An 18,545-nucleotide genomic window follows, 5' to 3' on the forward strand; every position below is an offset into this window, starting at 1 on the left:
GGCCGGGCGACCGGGCCGCAGTGGCGGCAGGGCAGGGGATCGGCATGCCGTTCATCGAATCGTTCGAGCCGGGGGACTTCGCCTCGACGATCATCAGCCTGGTGGTGGCCTTCGCCATGGGCACGGCGATCGGCGCCGAGCGGCAATACCGCCAGCGCACCGCCGGCCTGCGCACCAATGTGCTGGTGGCGCTCGGTGCCGCCCAGTTCGTCGATATGGCGATGCATCTCTCCGGGCCGGAAGGCGCGGTGCGGGTGGTCGCCTATGTCGTCTCCGGCATCGGCTTTCTCGGTGCCGGCGTCATCATGAAGGAAGGCACCAATATTCGCGGCCTGAACACGGCGGCGACCCTGTGGTGCTCGGCCGCGGTGGGGGCCTGCGCGGGCGCCGATCTCATCGCCCAGTCCGTGCTGCTGACCGGCTTCGTGCTCGCCGGCAACACGCTGCTGCGTCCGCTGGTGGGGGCGCTGGAGCGTCTGCCGCGCAATGAGGAATCGACCGAGGCGACCTATGGCGTCAGTCTCATCGTGCCAGCGGCGCGCGCGGCCGACCTGCGCAGCAAGGTGTCGGCCGTTTTGGAGGCGGCGAAGTTCCCGGTCGAAGAGGTGGAAATGCAGGACCGCCCCGATGGCAGCAGCGAATTGCGGGCCACGCTGGTCAACACCTCGGTGCGGGTGGCGGAACTCGACGCCGCTGTGGCGCGGCTGCGCCATCTGCCGGGGGTGACATCCGCCGACTGGACCCGCTCCGCCGCCGACTGAGCCGGGCGCGGACGGCGCATCAGCCCTGCGGCGGTGCGGCGGCGGCCCGCGCCGATTCCAGCAGCTTGTCCATGCGGTCGAGTTCCGCCCGCAGCCGCTCGATCACGTCGGCGGCTTCCGAAAGTTCGTCCTCGACCTTGTCGCGGCGGAAGGCGTCGATATTGGCCGCCATCGCCCGCAGGCGCTCCACGATATTGCCGCTCGACACGCTGCTCTCCCTGTTTTGTCAAATACTTAACGCGCACCGCCGATGACCTGAACCACGGGGCGGCCGCCGCGTTTTTGTGACTGACCGGCAACAGTGTCACGCATTCGCAACCATAACGGAAGCCCACGGCGCCGACGCCGCGAAGCCGCCACAAACCGGCACGAAATCCGACGGATAGACGGGGGATAAAGGTGCCGGATGCGGTGCCGAGATAAAGAGCCCCCGCGCCGGGATGCGTGAAGAAAATGGACGTCAGGACGATCATCGACAAGCGGAACCTGCCGAGCCGCCATGTGACGGAAGGCCCGGCGCGTGCGCCGCACCGGTCCTATCTCTACGCCATGGGCCTGACCCGCGAGCAGATTCACCAGCCGCTCGTCGGCGTCGCCTCGTGCTGGAATGAGGCGGCCCCCTGTAACATCTCGTTGATGCGTCAGGCGCAGGCGGTGAAGAAGGGCGTGGCCAGTGCCAATGGCACGCCGCGCGAATTCTGCACCATCACCGTCACCGATGGCATCGCCATGGGCCATGACGGCATGAAGGCCTCGCTGGCCTCGCGCGAAGTCATTGCCGACTCGGTCGAACTGACCATTCGCGGCCATGCCTATGACGCGCTTGTCGGCCTGGCGGGTTGCGACAAGTCGCTGCCGGGCATGATGATGGCGATGCTGCGCCTCAACGTGCCGTCGATCTTCATCTATGGCGGCTCGATCCTGCCGGGCTCCTTCCGCGGCCAGCCGGTGACGGTGCAGGACATGTTCGAGGCGGTCGGCAAGCACTCGGTCGGGCTGATGTCCGACGATGACCTCGACGAGCTCGAACAGGTCGCGTGCCCTTCGGCCGGCGCCTGCGGCGCGCAGTTCACCGCCAACACCATGGCGACCGTCTCCGAGGCGATCGGCCTCGCTCTGCCCTATTCGGCCGGCGCGCCGGCGCCTTACGAGATCCGCGACCGGTTCTGCATGGCCGCCGGCGAGCAGATCATGGACCTCGTCGCCCGCAACATCCGCCCGCGCGACATCGTCACGCTGAAGGCGCTGGAGAACGCCGCCACCGTCGTCGCCGCCTCGGGCGGTTCGACCAACGCCGCGTTGCACCTGCCGGCCATGGCGCATGAGGCCGGCATCAAGTTCGACCTGTTCGATGTGGCGGAAATCTTCAAGCGCACGCCCTATATCGCCGACCTCAAGCCCGGCGGGCGCTATGTCGCCAAGGACATGTTCGAGGCCGGCGGCATTCCGCTGCTGATGAAGACGCTGCTCGACCACGGCTTCCTGCATGGCGACTGCCTCACCGTGACCGGCCGCACCATCGCCGAGAACCTCGCCTCGGTGAAGTGGAACCCGCATCAGGACGTGGTGCGCCCGGCCAATGACCCGATCACCGCCACCGGCGGCGTGGTCGGCCTGCAGGGCAATCTCGCGCCCGACGGCGCCATCGTGAAGGTGGCGGGGCTGAAGAACCAGAAATTCAGCGGCCCGGCCCGCTGCTTCGACGGCGAGGAAGCCTGCTTCGAGGCGGTGACGCAGCGCGCCTATAAGGAAGGCGACGTGCTGGTCATCCGCTATGAGGGGCCGAAGGGCGGTCCCGGCATGCGGGAAATGCTGTCGACCACCGCCGCCCTTTACGGGCAGGGGGCGGGCGACAAGGTGGCGCTGATCACCGATGGACGCTTTTCCGGCGCGACGCGCGGCTTCTGCATCGGCCATGTCGGGCCGGAGGCGGCGGTCGGCGGCCCGATCGGGCTGATCCGCGACGGCGACATCATCACTATCGACGCGATCGAGGGCACGCTTGACGTGGCGCTTTCGGACGAGGAACTCGCCGCCCGCCGGGCGGAGTGGAAGCCGCGTCCGTCGCCCGTCGGCTCGGGGGCCATCTGGAAGTTCGCGCAGGCCGTGGGACCCGCCCGTGATGGCGCGGTCACTCACCCCGGCGGCGCGGCCGAGACGGCGTGCTATGCGGATATCTGACCTCACGGGCGCTCGCCCGCTCCCCCTCCCGCGCACCGCGCTCTTCTGCGCGGCGCTGCTGGCCGCGTTGCTGGCCGCACCGACCTCGCATGCCTTCGATGGCACGCCGGGGGCGGACGCCCCTGCCGCGGCGACGCCCGGCAAGCCGCGCACCATCGAGGAATCCGTGCGCTTCGGCGCCCAGGCGCTGCGCTCCGGCCAGACAGAGCAGGGCATCGATTCCCTGCGCTATGCCGCCGAAAAGGGTCATGCCGGCGCGCAGTGGAAGCTCGGCCGCATGTATGCGGAAGGCGAGGGCGTCGAACGCAACGACATCAAGGCGTTCGAATATTTCAGCCAGATCGCCAACATGCACGCCGACGACAACCCGGCGACGCCGGAGGCGCGCTTCGTGGCGGACGCCTTCGTGGCGCTCGGGGCCTATTATCTCGTCGGCATCCCCAACACCAAGGTGCGCCGCGACGCCACGCGGGCGCGCGACATGTTCGCCTATGCCGCCTCCTATTTCGGCGATCCCGGCGCGCAGTACCATCTGGCGCGCCTCTATATCGATGGCGACGGCGTCGACCGCGACCCGCGCTTTGCCGCGCGCTGGCTGGGTCTGGCGGCGCAGAAGGGCCAGTATCAGGCACAGGCGGCGCTGGGCGGCCTGCTGTTCAAGGGCGATGACGGCATTCCGCGTCAGGCTGCGCGCGGCCTGATGTGGCTCACCCTCGCCCGCGACGCGGCTGCCGGCCCGCAGGACAAATGGGTGGTGGACCTCTATGAGGACGCCTTCGCCAATGCGAGTTCGGACGAGCGCGCCATGGCGCTGGTCTATCTCGAACAATACATGAAGACGGCGCGTTGAGGCGCCTCGCTCGGGCCCTGCCTATCGTTCAAGGTCATCCCGGACGGCCATCGGCCGATCCGGGATCGCTCGGAGTGGAGAGCGATCCCGGCTCTCGCTACGCTCGGCCGGGATGACGTAACCCAGAATCCGCAGCCCCTAAAATGTGAGCTCCGCCCAGACAGGCACATGGTCGGAGGGCTTCTCCCAGCCGCGCACATGCTTGTCGATGCCGACGGCCTTCAGCCGGTCGGTGGCCTGCGGCGAGAGCAGCAGATGGTCGATGCGGATTCCGTTGTTCCGCTGCCAGGCGCCGGCCTGATAGTCCCAGAAGCTGTAGAGGCCGGTGTCCTGCGTGGTGGCGCGCAGCGCGTCGGTCATGCCGAGATTGAGGATTTCCCGGAACGCCGCCCGCGTCTGCGGCAGGAAAAGTGCGTCCTGCGTCCACGCTTCGGGATGGGCGGCGTCTTCCGGCTCGGGGATGACATTGTAGTCGCCGCAGACGATGAACGGTTCCTCGAAGGCGAGGCGCCCGGCGATATGGGTTTTCAGCCGCTGCATCCAGCCGAGCTTGTAGGGGTATTTCTCCGTTCCCACCGGATTGCCATTGGGCAGGTAGATGCCGCACACGCGCAGCGAGCCTTCCGGGGTGGAGACCACCACCTCGATGAAGCGCGACTGCACGTCCGTCTCGTCGCCCGGCAGACCGGACGTCACTTCGTCGAAGGGCAGGCGGGAGAGCACGGCGACGCCATTGAAGCCCTTCTGGCCATGCACGGCGACATTATAGCCGAGCGCCTCGAACGCCTCGCGCGGGAACGACTCGTCGGTGCATTTCAGCTCCTGCAGGCACACCACGTCCGGGCGTGTCTCGGTGAGCCAGGCCACGGCGTGCTCCTGGCGTTGCCGGATCGAATTGACGTTCCAGGTGGCGATGCGCATCGGCGTCTCACGGAAGGCGAAGGGAAGGGCGAGTCGCGGCCAGTCTACAGCACCGGCAGCAGCCGGCGCACGATGAGGGCGGAGGACAGCGCCACCTCGTCGACGAACTGGCGGAAATCGAAATGCGAATCGCGGCCGGCGAGATCGGAAAGCGTACGCACCACCAGCCAGGGCACGCCGAAGGCGGTGGCGGCCTGCGCCATCGCCGCGCCTTCCATCTCCACCGCCGCGCCGCCCAGTTCGCGGAACAGACGCTCGCGCAGCGTCTCGGAATTGATGAACTGGTCGCCGGTGAGGATGCGGCCATAATGCAGACGCGGCGGGCGCTCGCCGCCGGCGGCGGAGAGCGGGGCGAGCGAGAGTTCCCGTAGCGCGGAACGCACCCGCCCGATCAGATCGCCATCGGCGCTATGGCCCAGTTCCTCCTGCGGGCTGAAGAACGGCAGATGGCCGGCCTGATAGACGACGAAGCCTTCATCCGCGCCGTAATAGCCGGCATCGTGCTGCACCACATGATCGGCGATCACCACATCGCCGATGGAGAGCGCGGGATCGAGCCCGCCGGCGATGCCGGAGAACAGCAGCAGACGGCAGTCGAACCGCTCCAGCAGCAGGGTGGCCGCAATGGCGGCGTTGACCTTGCCCATGCCGGCGCGCGCCAGCACCACCTGATGACCGTCGAGCCGTCCGGCATGAAACACCATGCCGGCGCTCTCGGTGACCTGCGTCGCCGTCAGATTGTCGGCGAGAAAGGCGAATTCCTGCGGAATGGCGCAGAGGACGCCAATCGGGCGCATCAGAGGGCGAAGCTGGTGCCGCAGCCGCAGGAAGCGGTGGCGTGCGGGTTGGCGATGCGGAACGAGGCGCCGATCAGGTCGTCGACAAAGTCGATATGCGAGCCCGACATATATTCCAGCGAAACGGGGTCGATGACCACGCTCGCCCCGCCCTCGGCGATGACGATGTCATCCGCGTCGCGCTCGCGGGTGATGTCAAACTTGTACTGGAAGCCCGAGCAGCCGCCACCTTCCACGCTGACGCGCAGCATGGTTTCCGGCGGTTCTCCCTTGAGGATTTCGGCGATGCGCCGCGCCGCGCTGGCGGTGACGCCGACGGACGGGGCCGCGATGTCGGGCGATGGACCTGCGCTCATGTCGCACACTTCCCGTTGAATATGACCTGCCCGGATAGTTAAGTGCTGCCGCCCCCGAGTCAAAGGGGGCTTCTCGCAGAACGGGCAGGAGAGACGCGCATGGCGGTGGCCGGGGCGCAGCCGCGGGCGCCATGGGCGTCGAAGGCTGAGGAAAGCCGGGGGCGCCTCTACCCCGAAGCCGGCGGCGATGCGCGCAGCGCCTTTCGCCGCGATGCCGACCGCATCATCCATTCCAGCGCCTTCCGCCGGCTGGCCTACAAGACGCAGGTGTTCTCCTATCACGAGGGGGATCATTACCGCACGAGGCTGACCCACACGCTGGAGGTGGTGCAGGTCGCGCGCTCGGTGGCGCGGGCGCTCGGCCTCGACGAGGATCTGAGCGAGGCGCTGGCCCTGGCGCATGATCTCGGCCATCCGCCCTTCGCCCATGCCGGCGAGCGTGTGCTCGATGCCTGCATGGCGGCCTATGGCGGCTTCGATCACAATGCGCAGTCGTTGCGCGTGGTGACGCGGCTGGAGAACCGCTATCCCGATTTCGACGGGCTGAACCTGTGCTGGGAGACGCATGAGGGCATCGTCAAGCATAACGGCCCGCAGCACGCGCCGCTGCCGCACGCCATCGAGGTGCATGCCGAGCGGCAGGACCTCTGGCTTTGGAGCTGGCCCTCCGCCGAGGCGCAGGTCGCCGCCATCGCCGACGACATCGCCTATGACGTTCACGACCTCGATGACGGGCTGCGCGCCGGCCTTTTCGGTCTCGACGAACTGGCCGAACTACCGGTGGTCGGGCCGATCCTCACCGAGATCCGCGCCGGCTGGCCCCATCTCGACCGCGCCCGGCTGTTCCATGAACTCGGCCGGCGGATGATCACCGTGCTGATCGGCGATGTGGTGGCGGAGAGCCGCCGGCGGATCGCCCGCGCGCAGCCGGCCGACGCCGACGCCCTGCGCCGGCTCGGCCATGCCGTGGTGGGTTTCTCGGCGGAGACGGCCGCGGCGGAAAAGGCGATCAAGGCGTTCCTGTTTCCGCGCATGTACCGCCACCCGCGGGTGATGGCGGCGATGGACGCGGCCGGGGCGGTGGTGCGCGACCTGTTCGCCCGCTACATGGCCGATACCGCCGCCCTGCCGGAGGAGTGGCGGGCCAGCGTCGAGGGTCGCAGCGAGGTGGCGCGCGCCCGGCGGATCGCCGATTTCCTCGCCGGCCAGACCGACCGTTACGCCCTCGCCGAGCATGCCCGGCTCTTTGACAGGGCACCGGAACTGCGGTAGCGGCAGCGGCCCCTTTGGGTCTGGCCGCGCCGGGAGTCTGCCGTCATGAACCTTTTCGCCCTGTTCGCCGATCACGTCCGCGACGCCCTTGCCGCGCTCGGACGCGAAGGGGTGGTGCCCGCCGGGGTCGATACGGCGCGCGTCGTGGTTGAGCCGCCGCGCGACGCCTCCCATGGCGACCTCTCCACCAATGCGGCGATGGTGCTCGCCAAGGAAGCGGGCATGAAGCCGCGTGACCTCGCGGAGAAGCTGTCGGCCAAACTGGCGGCGCTGCCGGGTGTCGCGAAGGTGGATGTGGCCGGGCCCGGCTTCATCAATCTGACGCTGGACGGTTCCTACTGGCCGCAGGTGCTTGCCGCCGTGCTGGTTCAGGGCCGTGACTACGGCCGCTCGCAGGCAGGTGGCGGCCAGCCGATCAATGTCGAATATGTCTCCGCCAACCCCACCGGCCCGATGCATGTCGGCCATTGCCGTGGCGCCGTCTTCGGCGACGCGCTGGCCAATCTGCTGGCTTTCGCCGGCTGGAAGGTGACGCGGGAATATTACATCAACGATGCTGGCGCACAGGTCGACGTGCTCGCCCGCTCCGCCTACCTGCGCTACCGCGAGGCACTGGGCGAGACGATCACCATCCCCGAGGGGCTTTATCCCGGCGACTATCTCGTCCCCGTCGGCAAGGCGCTGGTGACGAAATACGGCCGGACACTTCTGGACAAGCCGGAAGAGGAATGGCTGCCGGCGGTGCGCGCCATCGCCATCGACGCGATGATGGCGATGATCCGCACCGATCTCGCTGCCCTCAACATCCATCACGAGACCTTCTTTTCCGAGCGCACGCTGCATGCCCGGCCGGACGGCGCGCCGAGCATCATCGATCGGCTGCTGGAGACGCTGCGGGCGCGCGATCTCGTCTATGAGGGCCGCCTGGCGCCGCCCAAGGGGCAGCCGGTGGAGGATTGGGAGGATCGCGAGCAGACGCTGTTCCGCGCCACGCAGTTTGGCGACGATGTCGACCGCCCTCTGATGAAGTCGGACGGCGCCTATACCTACTTCGCCGCCGACATCGCCTACCACAAGGACAAATTCGACCGCGGCTTCAAGCGGATGATCGACATCTGGGGCGCCGACCATGGCGGCTACGTCAAGCGCATGCAGGCGGCGGTGAAGGCCGCCTCCGACGGCGAAGCCAGCCTCGATGTCGAGCTGTGCCAGCTGGTGCGGCTGCTGCGCAATGGCGAGCCGGTGAAGATGTCGAAGCGCGCCGGCGATTTCGTGACCTTGCGTGACGTGGTCGACGAGGTCGGCCGCGACGCGGTGCGGTTCATGATGATCAACCGCAAGAACGACGCGGTGCTCGACTTCGATCTCGCCAAGGTGATCGAGCAGTCGCGCGACAATCCGGTGTTCTATGTGCAGTACGCGCATGCGCGGGCCTGCTCCATCCTGCGCAACGCGGCGCAGGCTTTCGCCGACCTGCCGACGGCGCCGGCCGACTTCGCCGGCGCGGCGCTGGCGCGTCTCGACGACGAAGGGGAAGTGGGGCTCGCCCGCCTCATTGCCAATTATCCGCGGCTGATCGAGCAGGCGGCCCCGGCGCGCGAGCCGCACCGGCTCGCCTTTTATCTCTACGATCTCGCCAGCGCCCTGCACGGACAGTGGAATCGCGGAAAGGATCTGCCTCATTTACGCTTCATTATCGAAGATGATCGAGAGTTGACCTATGCGCGGCTGGCTTTGGTGCACGCCGTCGCGCTGATCATCGCTTCAGGACTTTCCATTCTTGGAGTCGATGCTCCCGAAGAAATGCGGTGAGCGCGTTCGCGACGGTTCGTTCGACCTGCCGCTCCCGTGATGCCGCCCGATGGGCGGTCCTGGTGTTGAACGTGGCGAACAGGTTCTGAAGATGGGCAATGAGAACATGCGTGACCGGCCGGAAAACGGCGCCGAGGACCCGCTTGCCGAACTTGCGCGTCTGATGGCCCAGGAAGACGATTTCGCCGAGCTGCTGCGCCAGTCGCCGCCCGCGCGGACGGCCGCCCCGCCCCAGCCCCCGGCCGCCCCTTCGGGCCGGCCCATGTCTCCCCCGCCCACCCGGCCGCCGCTGACGGCGCGCCGCCCCACCGATGAAGCGCGTCCCGCCCCCGGTTCCTTCGCCGCGCTGGCGGCGGAAGTCTATGGTGAGGGCGTGTCGCGCGGAGCGCCGCCGCGTCCGGGTTCGGACTACCCGGCACCCGACGCCCATCGCGAGCCCGCCCGTGGCGAACGGCCCGATCCGCGCGCGCCCTATGTGCCGCCGCGCCCGCAGGTGACCGAGGCCGGCCGCCGCATGCCGGCCCCGGCTGCCCCGCCGTCGGCGCCGCAGCGCCCGCTGCCCCCACGGCCGGAAGCGCCCCGCCCCGAGGCGCCTCGCGCTCCCTCGCCGCGGCCGATGACGGCGGCGGACATGGCGCGTCAGGAGGCTCTGCGTCAGGAAGCTGTGCGTCAGGATGCCCTGCGTCAGGAGGCTTCCCGCCCGGATCTTGGCCGCCAGGAAGCCGCACGCCAGGAAGCGGCACGGCAGGAAGCCGCGCGTCAGGAAGCACTGCGCCGTGAGGCGCTGCGGCAGGAAGCCGTGCGACAGGACGCGGCGCGCCAGGATGCGGCCCGTCAGGAGGCCGCGCGCCAGCAGGCGGCGCGTCAGGAAAGTGCCCGCCGGGAGGCGGCCGCCCAGGCTGCGGCGGCACCCTTGGCAGCCGGCGACGAGGCTGCCGATTCCCGCATTCCCGCCTGGATGACCCGCGCCACGGCGGCGGCCCGCGCCGTCGACGCGCCGGCCCCCGCCGCGCCGCCGGCCGGCTCGGCGGCGCAAGGCCGTCCCGCGAGCACCCAGCAGCCGGTCGATCTTGACGAGGACGCCTATGATTACGGGCGTTCCGCTGACGACTACCCGCCGGAGGCAGATGCCTATGACGATTACGCGCCGGAGGAGCAGGCGCCCAGGGGGCTCGACCGCAAGCGCCTGATGATGATCGGCGGGGCCGTTGTGGTGTTCATCGGTGCCGCCGCCATCGGCTATAGCCTGATGTCCGGCCGCTCGTCCTCCACGGTCGCCGGCGCTCCGCCGGTCATTCGCGCCGATCAGGGACCCAACAAGGTGGTTCCCAACCAGCCGGCGGCGGCGGAACAGAGCGCCGATGGCCAGAAGCTGATCTATGACCGCGTCGGCGGCGCCACCACCGGCAATGAGCAGGTGGTGTCGAGCGAGGAGCAGCCGGTCGACGTGTCGCAGGCGGCGCAGCCGCAGCCGCGCGTCATCCAGACCTCGCCGTCCAGTGCCTCGCAGCCCGGTTCCGGCGAGCCCAAGCGCGTGCGCACCCTCACCGTCCGGGCCGATGGCACGGTGGTGGAGGTGCCGGCCCCGGCCGCGCCAATGCCTCCCGGCGCTTCGGCCGCTCCCGCCGGCAATCCCGTCGCGCTGAACATGGGCGCGGGCGGCACCGTGCCGACCTCGCCCACGCCGCTCGCCGCGACGCCCTCCATCGTCGAGAACATGCCCACTGACTCGGCCCCCGCGCCGGCACCGGCTGCTGCCACGGCGGCAGCCCCACGCGCGGCGACCCCGGCCCCCGCCGCGCCACCCGCCCGCACGGCGGCGGCGCCTGCGGCGTCGTCGGGCGCCGCGTCGGTTCCGGCGGGCGCCTATGTCGTGCAGATCGCCTCCGTGCGCTCCGAAGCGGAGGCGCAGGCGACCTGGCGCAGCGCCCAGACCCGCTATGCCGATCTGCTGCGCGGCCAGCCCTTCAGCGTGAAGCGGGCCGATCTCGGCGACAAGGGCATCTATTACCGGGCGCAGGTGGGCAATTTCAGCTCGCGTGACGGCGCGGTGAGCCTGTGCGAAGCCCTGCGCGCCCAGGGTACGACCTGCATGGTCGCCCGCAACTGAGCCGCCGGAGTCTCATGACCACCTCGCCCGCGCCGCGCGCCTTCATCACCGGCTGCGCCGGCACCGTGCTCACCCCTGATGAGATCGCCTTTCTTGAGGAGGCGGCTCCGTGGGGGCTGATCCTGTTCCGCCGCAATGTCGAGAGCCCCGCCCAGGTGGCGGCGCTTGTCGCCGCCTTTCGTGCCACGGTTGGCCGCCCCGACGCGCCGGTGCTGATCGACCAGGAAGGCGGGCGGGTTCAGCGCCTCGCCCCGCCGCACTGGCCGGTCTATCCGCCGGCGGACGTGTTCGCGCGCCGCGCCGAGGCGGGTGACCCGAACGGCGCGGCCGAGGCCGCCCGCCTCGGTGCCCGTCTGATGGCGGCCGATCTCGCGGCGCTCGGCATCACTATCGACTGCGTGCCTTGCGCCGATCTGCGCCTGCCCGAAGGCCATGGCATCATCGGCGACCGCGCCTATGGGGCGACCCCGCCGCAGGTGGCGCATCTCGCCCGCGCGGCGGCCGAAGGGCTGATGAGCGGCGGCGTGCTGCCGGTGCTCAAGCACATTCCCGGCCATGGCCGCGCCCGTGCCGACAGCCATGAGAGCCTGCCGGTGGTCGAGACCTCCCGCGCCGAACTGGAAGCGACGGATTTCGCGCCGTTCCGTGCGTTGGCCGACCTGCCGCTCGGCATGACGGCGCATGTCGTCTACGCCGCCATCGACCCCGACCGCCCTGCCACGACCTCGCCCACGGTGATCGACGAGATCATTCGCGGCCATATCGGTTTTGACGGCGCGCTGATGAGCGACGATCTGTCCATGGGCGCGCTGGCGGGGTCGCTCGCGCACCGCGCCGAGGCGTCCTTCGCCGCCGGCTGCGACCTCGCGCTGCACTGCAATGGCCGGCTCGACGAGATGACGGAAGTCGCCTCCCGCACGCCACTCCTCGCGGGCGCGGCGGCCCGGCGCTGCGCGGCGGCGCTCGCACGTCTGGCGGTGCCGGAGGAAATCGCCCTGGATGAGGCACGGACGCGTTTTTCGGCTATGATCGCGGCGTCCTGAACGTCGTTCGCGGTTCCTGATGGTCCAAAGCCAGTTCACCTTCGATGCCGACGCCGCGCGCCAGGCGGGCGAGCCCGCGCTGGTGGTGGATGTCGACGGCTTCGAAGGGCCGCTCGACCTGCTGCTGGCGCTGGCGCGCACGCAGAAGGTGGATTTGCACCGCATCTCCATCCTCCAGCTCGCCGAGCAGTATCTGCACTTCGTCGAGGAGGCGCGCCGCATCCGGCTGGAACTGGCGGCCGACTACCTCGTCATGGCGGCGTGGCTCGCCTATCTCAAATCGCGCCTGCTGCTGCCCGACCCGCCGAAGGAGGAGGGGCCGAGCGCTTCCGATCTCGCCGCCGATCTCGCAGAGCGGCTACGCCGGCTGGAGCAGATCCGCGCCGCCGCCGCGCATCTCGCCACACGCGACCGCATCGGCCACGAGGTTTTCACGCGTGGGGCGCCGGAGCCGCTGCAGGCGGCCGGTCCCATCGTCTATGAGGCGACGCTCTATGATCTGCTCGCCGCCTATGGTGCCCAGCGCCAGAAGATGGCGCTGTCGCAGGTGCGCTTTCCCCCGCGCAGCGTGATCTCGCTGGCCGAGGCGCGCGAGCGGCTGGAGCGGCTGCTGGGGCGGCTGGCGCTGCATGGCGAATGGTCCCGGCTCGACGGTTTCCTGCTCAACTGGATCGCCGACCCGAAGATGCGGGCGACCGCGCTCGCGTCGGGCTTCTCGGCGACTTTGGAAATGGTGCGTGAAGGGCTGATCGACGTGCAGCAGGAGGAGAGCTTCGCGCCGATCTGGATTCGCAGCCGGCGCGACGTGCCGGAGGAGGGCGCATGAGCGCCGACGCCGCCCGCAGTCCCCTGCCGGAGCCGGCGGAGGAGGCACCGCGCGCGCCGGGACGCGACCCGGATCTGCGCCTGCTCGAAGCCATGTTGTTCGCGGCCGGCGAGCCGCTGGACGAAGCCACCATGGCCGCACGCCTGCCCGATGGCGCCGATGTGCGGGCGTTGCTCGCCACGCTCTCGGCCGACTATGCCGACCGCGGCTTCAATCTCGCGCGGGTGGCCGGCAAATGGATGCTGCGCACCGCGCCCGATCTCGGCTTCCTGCTCGCCCGCGACAAGCCCGAGCCGCGCCGGCTCTCGCGTGCCGCGTTGGAGACGCTGGCGATCATTGCCTATCACCAGCCTGTCACCCGCGCCGAGATCGAGGAAATTCGCGGCGTGTCCACAAACAAGGGCACGCTCGACGTGCTGCTCGCCGCCGGCTGGGTGCGGCTGCGCGGGCGGCGGCGCAGCCCCGGGCGGCCGGTGACCTATGGCACCACCGAGACCTTTCTCGTCCATTATGGCCTCGATACCATCCAGGACCTGCCGGGCCTCGACGAACTGCGCGGCACCGGGATGATCGATTCGCGCGTGGCCGCTGGCCTTACCGTGCCGCTGCCCAGCGACGCGCCCGACCTGAAGGACGACGAAGACCCGCTGGAGCCGGAATTCGAGCTGTCCTTCGCGCATGAACCGGATGGCGACGACGATCCGGACGACTGAAAGAGCCCCCATGCTGACAGAATCAGGTAGCGCCATGCCGTCCCAGCCCTCCCGCACGCCGGTCTCGCTCGCCAGCCGGCTGGTGCTGGAAGAGGTGCGCCACGGCTATGGCGAGGTGGAAGCGGTGCGTGGTGTCAGCCTCACCGTGGAGCCGGGCGAAATCCTTTGCCTGCTTGGCCAGTCCGGCTGCGGCAAGACCACGTTGCTGCGGCTGATCGCCGGCATCGAGCGGCCGAGCCACGGGCGAATCCTGCTTGACCGGCAGGTGGTGGCCGGTCCGGGCGCGTTCGTGCCGCCGGAAAAGCGCGCCATCGGGCTGGTGTTCCAGGACTATGCGCTGTTCCCCCACCTCACCAATGTGGAAAACGTCGCCTTCGGCCTGCGCCGTCTGGGGCCGGCGGGGGCGCATGACGAGGCGTTGCGGGCGCTGGAACGGGTGCGCCTTGCCGCCTATGCGGAAAACTATCCACATGCTTTGTCGGGCGGTGAGCAGCAGCGCGTGGCGCTCGCCCGCGCGCTCGTGCCGCGCCCCGGCATTCTCCTTATGGACGAACCGTTCTCCGGCCTCGACAGTCGGCTGCGGGGCAGTGTGCGCAGCGAGACGCTGAAGGTTCTGCGCGATGCCCGCGCCACCTGCATCATCGTCACACACGACCCGGAAGAGGCGATGCGGCTCGGTGACCGCATCGCGCTGATGCGCAAGGGGCAGCTGGTTCAAATCGGCGCCCCGGAAGAGCTCTACCGCCATCCCGCCGACCTTGAAGTGGCGCGTTTCTTCTGCGAGATCAACGAGGTAGAGGGCGTCGTGCGCGATGGTCGCGTGGCCACCCCGCTCGGCAGTTTCCCCGCTCCCGGGCTTGCCGAGGGGGCGGCGGCCACAGTGGCCATCCGCCCGCAGGGCATCGAGCTGAAGGCGCCCGGCTCCGGTGTGCGGGGGCGAATCGTCCATCACCGCTTCCTCGGCGAAATCGACCTTTACGAGGTGGCGGTGGAGGGGCTGGACCGGCCATTGGTCGCACGCCGCCGTCCGACCGCCGGCCTATTACGTGGGCATGACGTCGGAGTGAACATCGAGCCGGCGGAGGTTCTTGTCTTCGCCACGGGGCGGCCCTAGTGTCCGGGTTGAATTGCGATGCGCGGCTGCAAGGGGCCGGCGGCGCTTCGGGCAAGGGAGTTTTGTGATGGGTTCTCTCAGCATCTGGCACTGGATCATCGTGCTGGTGGTCGTGCTCCTCCTCTTCGGTCGCGGCAAGCTGTCCGAGCTGATGGGCGATGCCGCCAAGGGCATCAAGGCGTTCAAGAAGGGGATGGCGGACGACGACGACACGGCGGCCAAGCCCGCCGAGCCGGCGCGCTCGCTCGATCACCAGCCGAAGGTGGAAGCCGAGCGGACCAAGGTCGGCTGATTTCCGGCCTCGGCTTCTCGATCGGGGAGGGTCGCGTGTCGCGGCCCCGCATGATGTATGCTTGATATCGGCTGGTCGGAATTTCTCGTCATCGGCGTGGTCGCCCTTGTGGTGATCGGGCCGAAGGAGTTGCCGCGCGTGCTCCGCACCATGGGGCAGGGCGTGCGCAAGCTCCGCCATATGGCGGGCGAGTTCCAGGGGCAGTTCAACGAGGCGCTGCGTGAGGCGGAGCTTTCCGACCTCAAGGACAGCGTCAGCGGGCTGCGCAACGATCTCTCCGGTCTCGCCAGCAATGCGCGCGAGTCGCTGGCCAAGGCACTGCCGACCAATCCGCTGCAGGACATCGAAACCGAGCTGAAGGCGCCGACCGGTAGCGTGGAAGCCGGCAGCAGCCTGCCGCCCGCCGACACGGCCGAGACGGCGCTGCCCGCGCCCGGCGACCTTGAGCCGCATCCGTTCGAGACGGTGGAGGACGAGGTGCGCAACGCAGCGACCGGGCTTGAGGCCGTCGTACCCGCCGCTCCGGCACCCTCACCGTCCGCCGCTGCGGTTGCGTCTGCCGCGCCGGCGACGGCTGCGGCGCCGGCGGCGACCCCGCCCGCCGCGACGCCGGGCGCACCCGCCCCGGCGGTGCCACCAGCATCGGCCCCGGCCGCTCCTGCACCCGCGTCGCCTGCGGCGCCCGCTCCCGTCGCGGCCACGCCTGCGGCTCCGCGTCCGCAGACGGCTGCCGAGCCTGCAAAGGACACCGAGGTCGCTCCCGCCGCCGTGCCTGCGGCGCCGAAGCCCAAGCGCGGGCGCGCCTCGGTAGCGAAGGCCGTTGCACCTCCGGTGGACGCGGTCCCCGCGGAGCCGGCACCGGTGGACGCGGCGCCGAAGCCCGCGACACGCCGTCCGCGCAAGCCCGCCCCTGTCGTCGAGGCGGCCGAACCGGGCCTGTTCGAGGCCGTTGCCTCGCTCGATCAGGCACCTGCCGCACCCGCCGCCAAGCGGCCTGCCAAGCCACGCGTTAAGGTCAAGCCGGCCTCCGGCGATGAAGGGCCGGCCACATGAGTCAGGATGACATCGACGCCTCCAAGGCGCCGCTGATTGAACATCTGATCGAGCTGCGCGCCCGCCTGATCAAGTCGCTGATCGCGTTCTTCATCGCGTTCTTCGGCTGCTTCATGCTGGGCAAGTTCATCTACAACATCCTGCTCTGGCCCTATGAATTCGCGGCCGGCGGCACCGAGCACGTCAAGCTGATCTACACCGCGCCGCAGGAATTCCTGTTCACCCAGATCAAGCTCGGCATGTTCGGGGCGGCGTTCATCTCCTTCCCCATCGTGGCGACGCAGATCTACATGTTCGTCGCGCCGGGGCTCTACAGCCACGAGAAGAACGCCTTCCGGCCCTATCTGATCGCGACGCCGGTGTGCTTCCTCATCGGCGCGGCCTTCGTCTATTTCGTCGCCATGCCGCTGGCGATGACCTATTTCCTCTCCATGCAGCAGCTGGCGGGGCCGGGCTCGCCGGAAATCTCCATGCTGCCGCAGGTGAGCGAATATCTCTCGCTCATCATGACGCTGATCTTCGCCTTCGGCATCTGCTTCCAGCTCCCCGTCATCCTCACGCTGCTGGCGCAGATCGGCGTCGTCACCTCGGACCAGCTGAAGAAGGCGCGGCGCTACGCCATTGTCGGCGTGTTCATCCTCGCGGCGGTGCTGACGCCGCCTGATGTGGTGAGCCAGTTCGCCCTCGCCATCCCGACCTTGCTGCTCTACGAGGTCTCGGTCTTCCTCGTGCGCATGGTCGAGAAGAAGAAGCGCGCGGCGGAAGCGGCGGCCGACGCGGCCGTGTGATTCCAGGCGGCATCCTTCGAGGCCCGGCTTTGCCGGGCACCTCAGGATGACGTTGCGCGCCTTTGCCGAATTGTCCCTCGTCATGCTGAGGTGCGAGCGGAGCGAGCCTCGAAGCGCGCACCACTGCGCTTTCGCCACGCCGCACTTGTCCCCGCCTTCCCGATTGGCTACGTCCCTCACGTTCCGGCGCGAGGCCGGGAGCGGCGCGTTTGAAGGCGAGACTGCCATGCACGACATCAAGTGGATCCGCGAAGAGCCGAACGGGCTCGTCAACGCGCTGGTGCGGCGCGGCACCGATGCCTCGGAAGCGCAGGCGCTGGTCGAAGGGCTGATCGCCCTCGACGAGACCCGCCGTTCCGGCATCGTCCGGCTGGAAGAGCTGCAGGCCCGCCGCAACGCCGCCTCCAAGGAGATCGGCGCCGCCAAGAAGGCGGGCGAGAACGACCGGGCTGAGGCGCTGATGGCCGAGGTCGGCGCGCTGAAGACTGATATTCCCGCACTGGAAGAGCAGGTGAAGGCGGCCGAAGCCGAACTGCACAACCGGCTCGCCGCCATTCCCAACGTGCCGCTCGATGTGGTGCCCGAGGGCAAGGACGAGCACGACAATGTCGAGATCGCCCTCGTCGGCCAGAAGATCGGCTTTCCCTTCGTGCCGAAGCAGCATTTCGAGATTGGTGAAGGCCTCGGCCAGATGGATTTCGAGGCGGCGGCGAAACTCTCCGGCGCCCGGTTCGTGGTGCTGAAGAACAAGATGGCGCGTCTGGAGCGCGCCATCGGCCAGTTCTTCATCGACACCCACACCGAAGAACACGGCTACACGGAAGTGGCGCCGCCGGTGCTGGTCAAGGACGAGGCCATGTTCGGCACGGCGCAGTTGCCGAAGTTCCGCGAGGATCAGTTCCGTGCCGGTGAGGACTTCTGGCTCATCCCCACCGCCGAAGTGCCGCTGACCAATCTCGTCGCGCAGTCCATCCTCTCCGAGGAAGAGCTGCCGCTGCGCTTCACCGCGCTCACCCCCTGCTTCCGCGCCGAGGCGGGATCGGCGGGGCGGGATACGCGCGGCATGATCCGCCAGCACCAGTTCAACAAGGTGGAGATGGTCTCCATCACCACGCCGGAACAGTCGGCGGACGAGCATGAGCGCATGCTCGCCTGCGCGCAGGCGGTGCTGAAGAAGCTCGGCCTGCATTTCCGCGTCGTCACGCTCTGCACCGGCGACATGGGCTTCGCCTCGGCCAAGACCTATGACATCGAGGTCTGGCTGCCGGGCCAGAACGCCTTCCGCGAGATTTCCTCCTGCTCCACCTGCACCGATTTCCAGGCGCGGCGGATGAATGCGCGCTACCGCCCGGCGGGCGCCAAGGCGCCGCGCTACCTGCACACGCTCAATGGTTCGGGCGTCGCGGTCGGCCGGGCGATGGTGGCGATCCTGGAAAATTACCAGAACGAGGACGGCTCGGTGACGGTGCCGGACGTGCTGGTGCCTTATATGGGCGGGCTGACGCGGATCGAACGCGCCTGATCAACTGTCATCCCGGACGGCCGAAGGCCAATCCGGGATCGCGTGCGGTGCGGAGAACGATCCCGGCTCTCCGCTGCGCTGCGGCCGGGATGACGGTCGCGTAAGGCCGGGATCAGGTTGAAATGAACAGCGAG

The 18,545-nt window shown here is 69.1% G+C and carries 18 protein-coding genes; 14 read left to right on the plus strand and 4 right to left on the minus strand.

All coding sequences use genetic code 11. The features are described from left to right. Nucleotides 1–44: 44 nt before the first annotated feature. The gene (locus tag K9D25_RS14680) at nucleotides 45–761 is read left to right on the plus strand and encodes an MgtC/SapB family protein (RefSeq protein WP_244376358.1); all 717 of its coding nucleotides are present in this window, start codon (nucleotides 45–47) and stop codon (nucleotides 759–761) included. Between the two features lie 19 nt (nucleotides 762–780). Here K9D25_RS14680 and K9D25_RS14685 read toward each other — a convergent pair whose 3' ends face one another. After that, a complete protein-coding gene (locus tag K9D25_RS14685; protein ID WP_244376359.1) occupies nucleotides 781–969 on the minus strand; it encodes a hypothetical protein in 189 nt (62 codons plus the stop codon). Between the two features lie 245 nt (nucleotides 970–1,214). On the opposite strand from K9D25_RS14685, the gene ilvD reads away from it, so the two are divergent. Next, the gene (ilvD, locus tag K9D25_RS14690) at nucleotides 1,215–2,942 is read left to right on the plus strand and encodes a dihydroxy-acid dehydratase (protein ID WP_244376360.1); all 1,728 of its coding nucleotides are present in this window, start codon (nucleotides 1,215–1,217) and stop codon (nucleotides 2,940–2,942) included. Beyond that, nucleotides 2,929–3,792 (plus strand): tetratricopeptide repeat protein, encoded by an 864-nt coding sequence (locus K9D25_RS14695; protein ID WP_432207884.1) that lies wholly within the window; start codon nucleotides 2,929–2,931, stop codon nucleotides 3,790–3,792. The genes ilvD and K9D25_RS14695 overlap by 14 nt, the downstream gene beginning before the upstream one ends. 138 nt (nucleotides 3,793–3,930) lie before the next feature. Here K9D25_RS14695 and xth read toward each other — a convergent pair whose 3' ends face one another. From xth to K9D25_RS14710, 3 genes are read right to left on the minus strand one after another with little or no spacing between them, the layout of a single operon-like run. After that, nucleotides 3,931–4,713 carry an exodeoxyribonuclease III gene (gene xth, locus K9D25_RS14700; RefSeq protein WP_244376361.1) on the minus strand — a complete coding sequence of 261 codons (783 nt, stop codon included), beginning with the start codon at nucleotides 4,711–4,713 and terminating at the stop codon, nucleotides 3,931–3,933. Nucleotides 4,714–4,757: 44 nt separating this feature from the next. Next, nucleotides 4,758–5,510: a 5'-methylthioadenosine/adenosylhomocysteine nucleosidase gene (locus K9D25_RS14705; protein ID WP_244376362.1), complete on the minus strand. Its 753-nt coding sequence runs from the start codon at nucleotides 5,508–5,510 to the stop codon at nucleotides 4,758–4,760. After that, complete coding sequence (locus K9D25_RS14710; protein ID WP_244376363.1) at nucleotides 5,510–5,866, minus strand: HesB/IscA family protein; 357 nt, start codon at nucleotides 5,864–5,866, stop codon at nucleotides 5,510–5,512. Before K9D25_RS14710 ends, K9D25_RS14705 begins: the two co-directional genes overlap by 1 nt. 99 nt (nucleotides 5,867–5,965) lie before the next feature. Between K9D25_RS14710 and K9D25_RS14715 the strand changes: the two genes are divergently transcribed. From K9D25_RS14715 to serS, 11 genes are all read left to right on the plus strand, one after another. Further along, nucleotides 5,966–7,138 (plus strand): deoxyguanosinetriphosphate triphosphohydrolase, encoded by a 1,173-nt coding sequence (locus K9D25_RS14715; RefSeq protein ID WP_244376364.1) that lies wholly within the window; start codon nucleotides 5,966–5,968, stop codon nucleotides 7,136–7,138. 45 nt (nucleotides 7,139–7,183) lie between these two features. Further along, the gene (argS, locus tag K9D25_RS14720) at nucleotides 7,184–8,950 is read left to right on the plus strand and encodes an arginine--tRNA ligase (protein ID WP_244376365.1); all 1,767 of its coding nucleotides are present in this window, start codon (nucleotides 7,184–7,186) and stop codon (nucleotides 8,948–8,950) included. A gap of 91 nt (nucleotides 8,951–9,041) precedes the next feature. Continuing rightward, the gene (locus K9D25_RS14725) at nucleotides 9,042–11,060 is read left to right on the plus strand and encodes an SPOR domain-containing protein (protein ID WP_244376366.1); all 2,019 of its coding nucleotides are present in this window, start codon (nucleotides 9,042–9,044) and stop codon (nucleotides 11,058–11,060) included. Nucleotides 11,061–11,074: 14 nt separating this feature from the next. After that, entirely contained in the window at nucleotides 11,075–12,103 is a 1,029-nt protein-coding gene (gene nagZ, locus K9D25_RS14730) for a beta-N-acetylhexosaminidase (protein ID WP_244376367.1), read from the plus strand. A gap of 19 nt (nucleotides 12,104–12,122) precedes the next feature. Continuing rightward, nucleotides 12,123–12,929 carry a segregation and condensation protein A gene (locus tag K9D25_RS14735; RefSeq protein WP_244376368.1) on the plus strand — a complete coding sequence of 269 codons (807 nt, stop codon included), beginning with the start codon at nucleotides 12,123–12,125 and terminating at the stop codon, nucleotides 12,927–12,929. After that, nucleotides 12,926–13,642 (plus strand): SMC-Scp complex subunit ScpB, encoded by a 717-nt coding sequence (scpB, locus tag K9D25_RS14740; RefSeq protein ID WP_244376369.1) that lies wholly within the window; start codon nucleotides 12,926–12,928, stop codon nucleotides 13,640–13,642. Before K9D25_RS14735 ends, scpB begins: the two co-directional genes overlap by 4 nt. Before the next feature lie 34 nt (nucleotides 13,643–13,676). Further along, on the plus strand, nucleotides 13,677–14,756 hold the full coding sequence (locus K9D25_RS14745) for an ABC transporter ATP-binding protein (protein WP_244450884.1): 1,080 nt from the start codon (nucleotides 13,677–13,679) through the stop codon (nucleotides 14,754–14,756). A gap of 67 nt (nucleotides 14,757–14,823) precedes the next feature. After that, nucleotides 14,824–15,048: a twin-arginine translocase TatA/TatE family subunit gene (locus tag K9D25_RS14750; protein WP_244376370.1), complete on the plus strand. Its 225-nt coding sequence runs from the start codon at nucleotides 14,824–14,826 to the stop codon at nucleotides 15,046–15,048. A 57-nt stretch (nucleotides 15,049–15,105) separates the two neighbouring features. Next, nucleotides 15,106–16,101 (plus strand): Sec-independent protein translocase protein TatB, encoded by a 996-nt coding sequence (gene tatB, locus K9D25_RS14755; protein WP_244376371.1) that lies wholly within the window; start codon nucleotides 15,106–15,108, stop codon nucleotides 16,099–16,101. Further along, nucleotides 16,098–16,889, plus strand: a complete 792-nt coding sequence (gene tatC / locus K9D25_RS14760; protein ID WP_244376372.1) for a twin-arginine translocase subunit TatC — start codon at nucleotides 16,098–16,100, stop codon at nucleotides 16,887–16,889. Before tatB ends, tatC begins: the two co-directional genes overlap by 4 nt. A 226-nt stretch (nucleotides 16,890–17,115) precedes the next feature. Next, nucleotides 17,116–18,411, plus strand: a complete 1,296-nt coding sequence (gene serS / locus K9D25_RS14765; RefSeq protein WP_244376373.1) for a serine--tRNA ligase — start codon at nucleotides 17,116–17,118, stop codon at nucleotides 18,409–18,411. Nucleotides 18,412–18,545 lie beyond the last annotated feature (134 nt).

The organism is Ancylobacter polymorphus (assembly GCF_022836935.1).
Classification (GTDB): domain Bacteria; phylum Pseudomonadota; class Alphaproteobacteria; order Rhizobiales; family Xanthobacteraceae; genus Ancylobacter; species Ancylobacter polymorphus_A.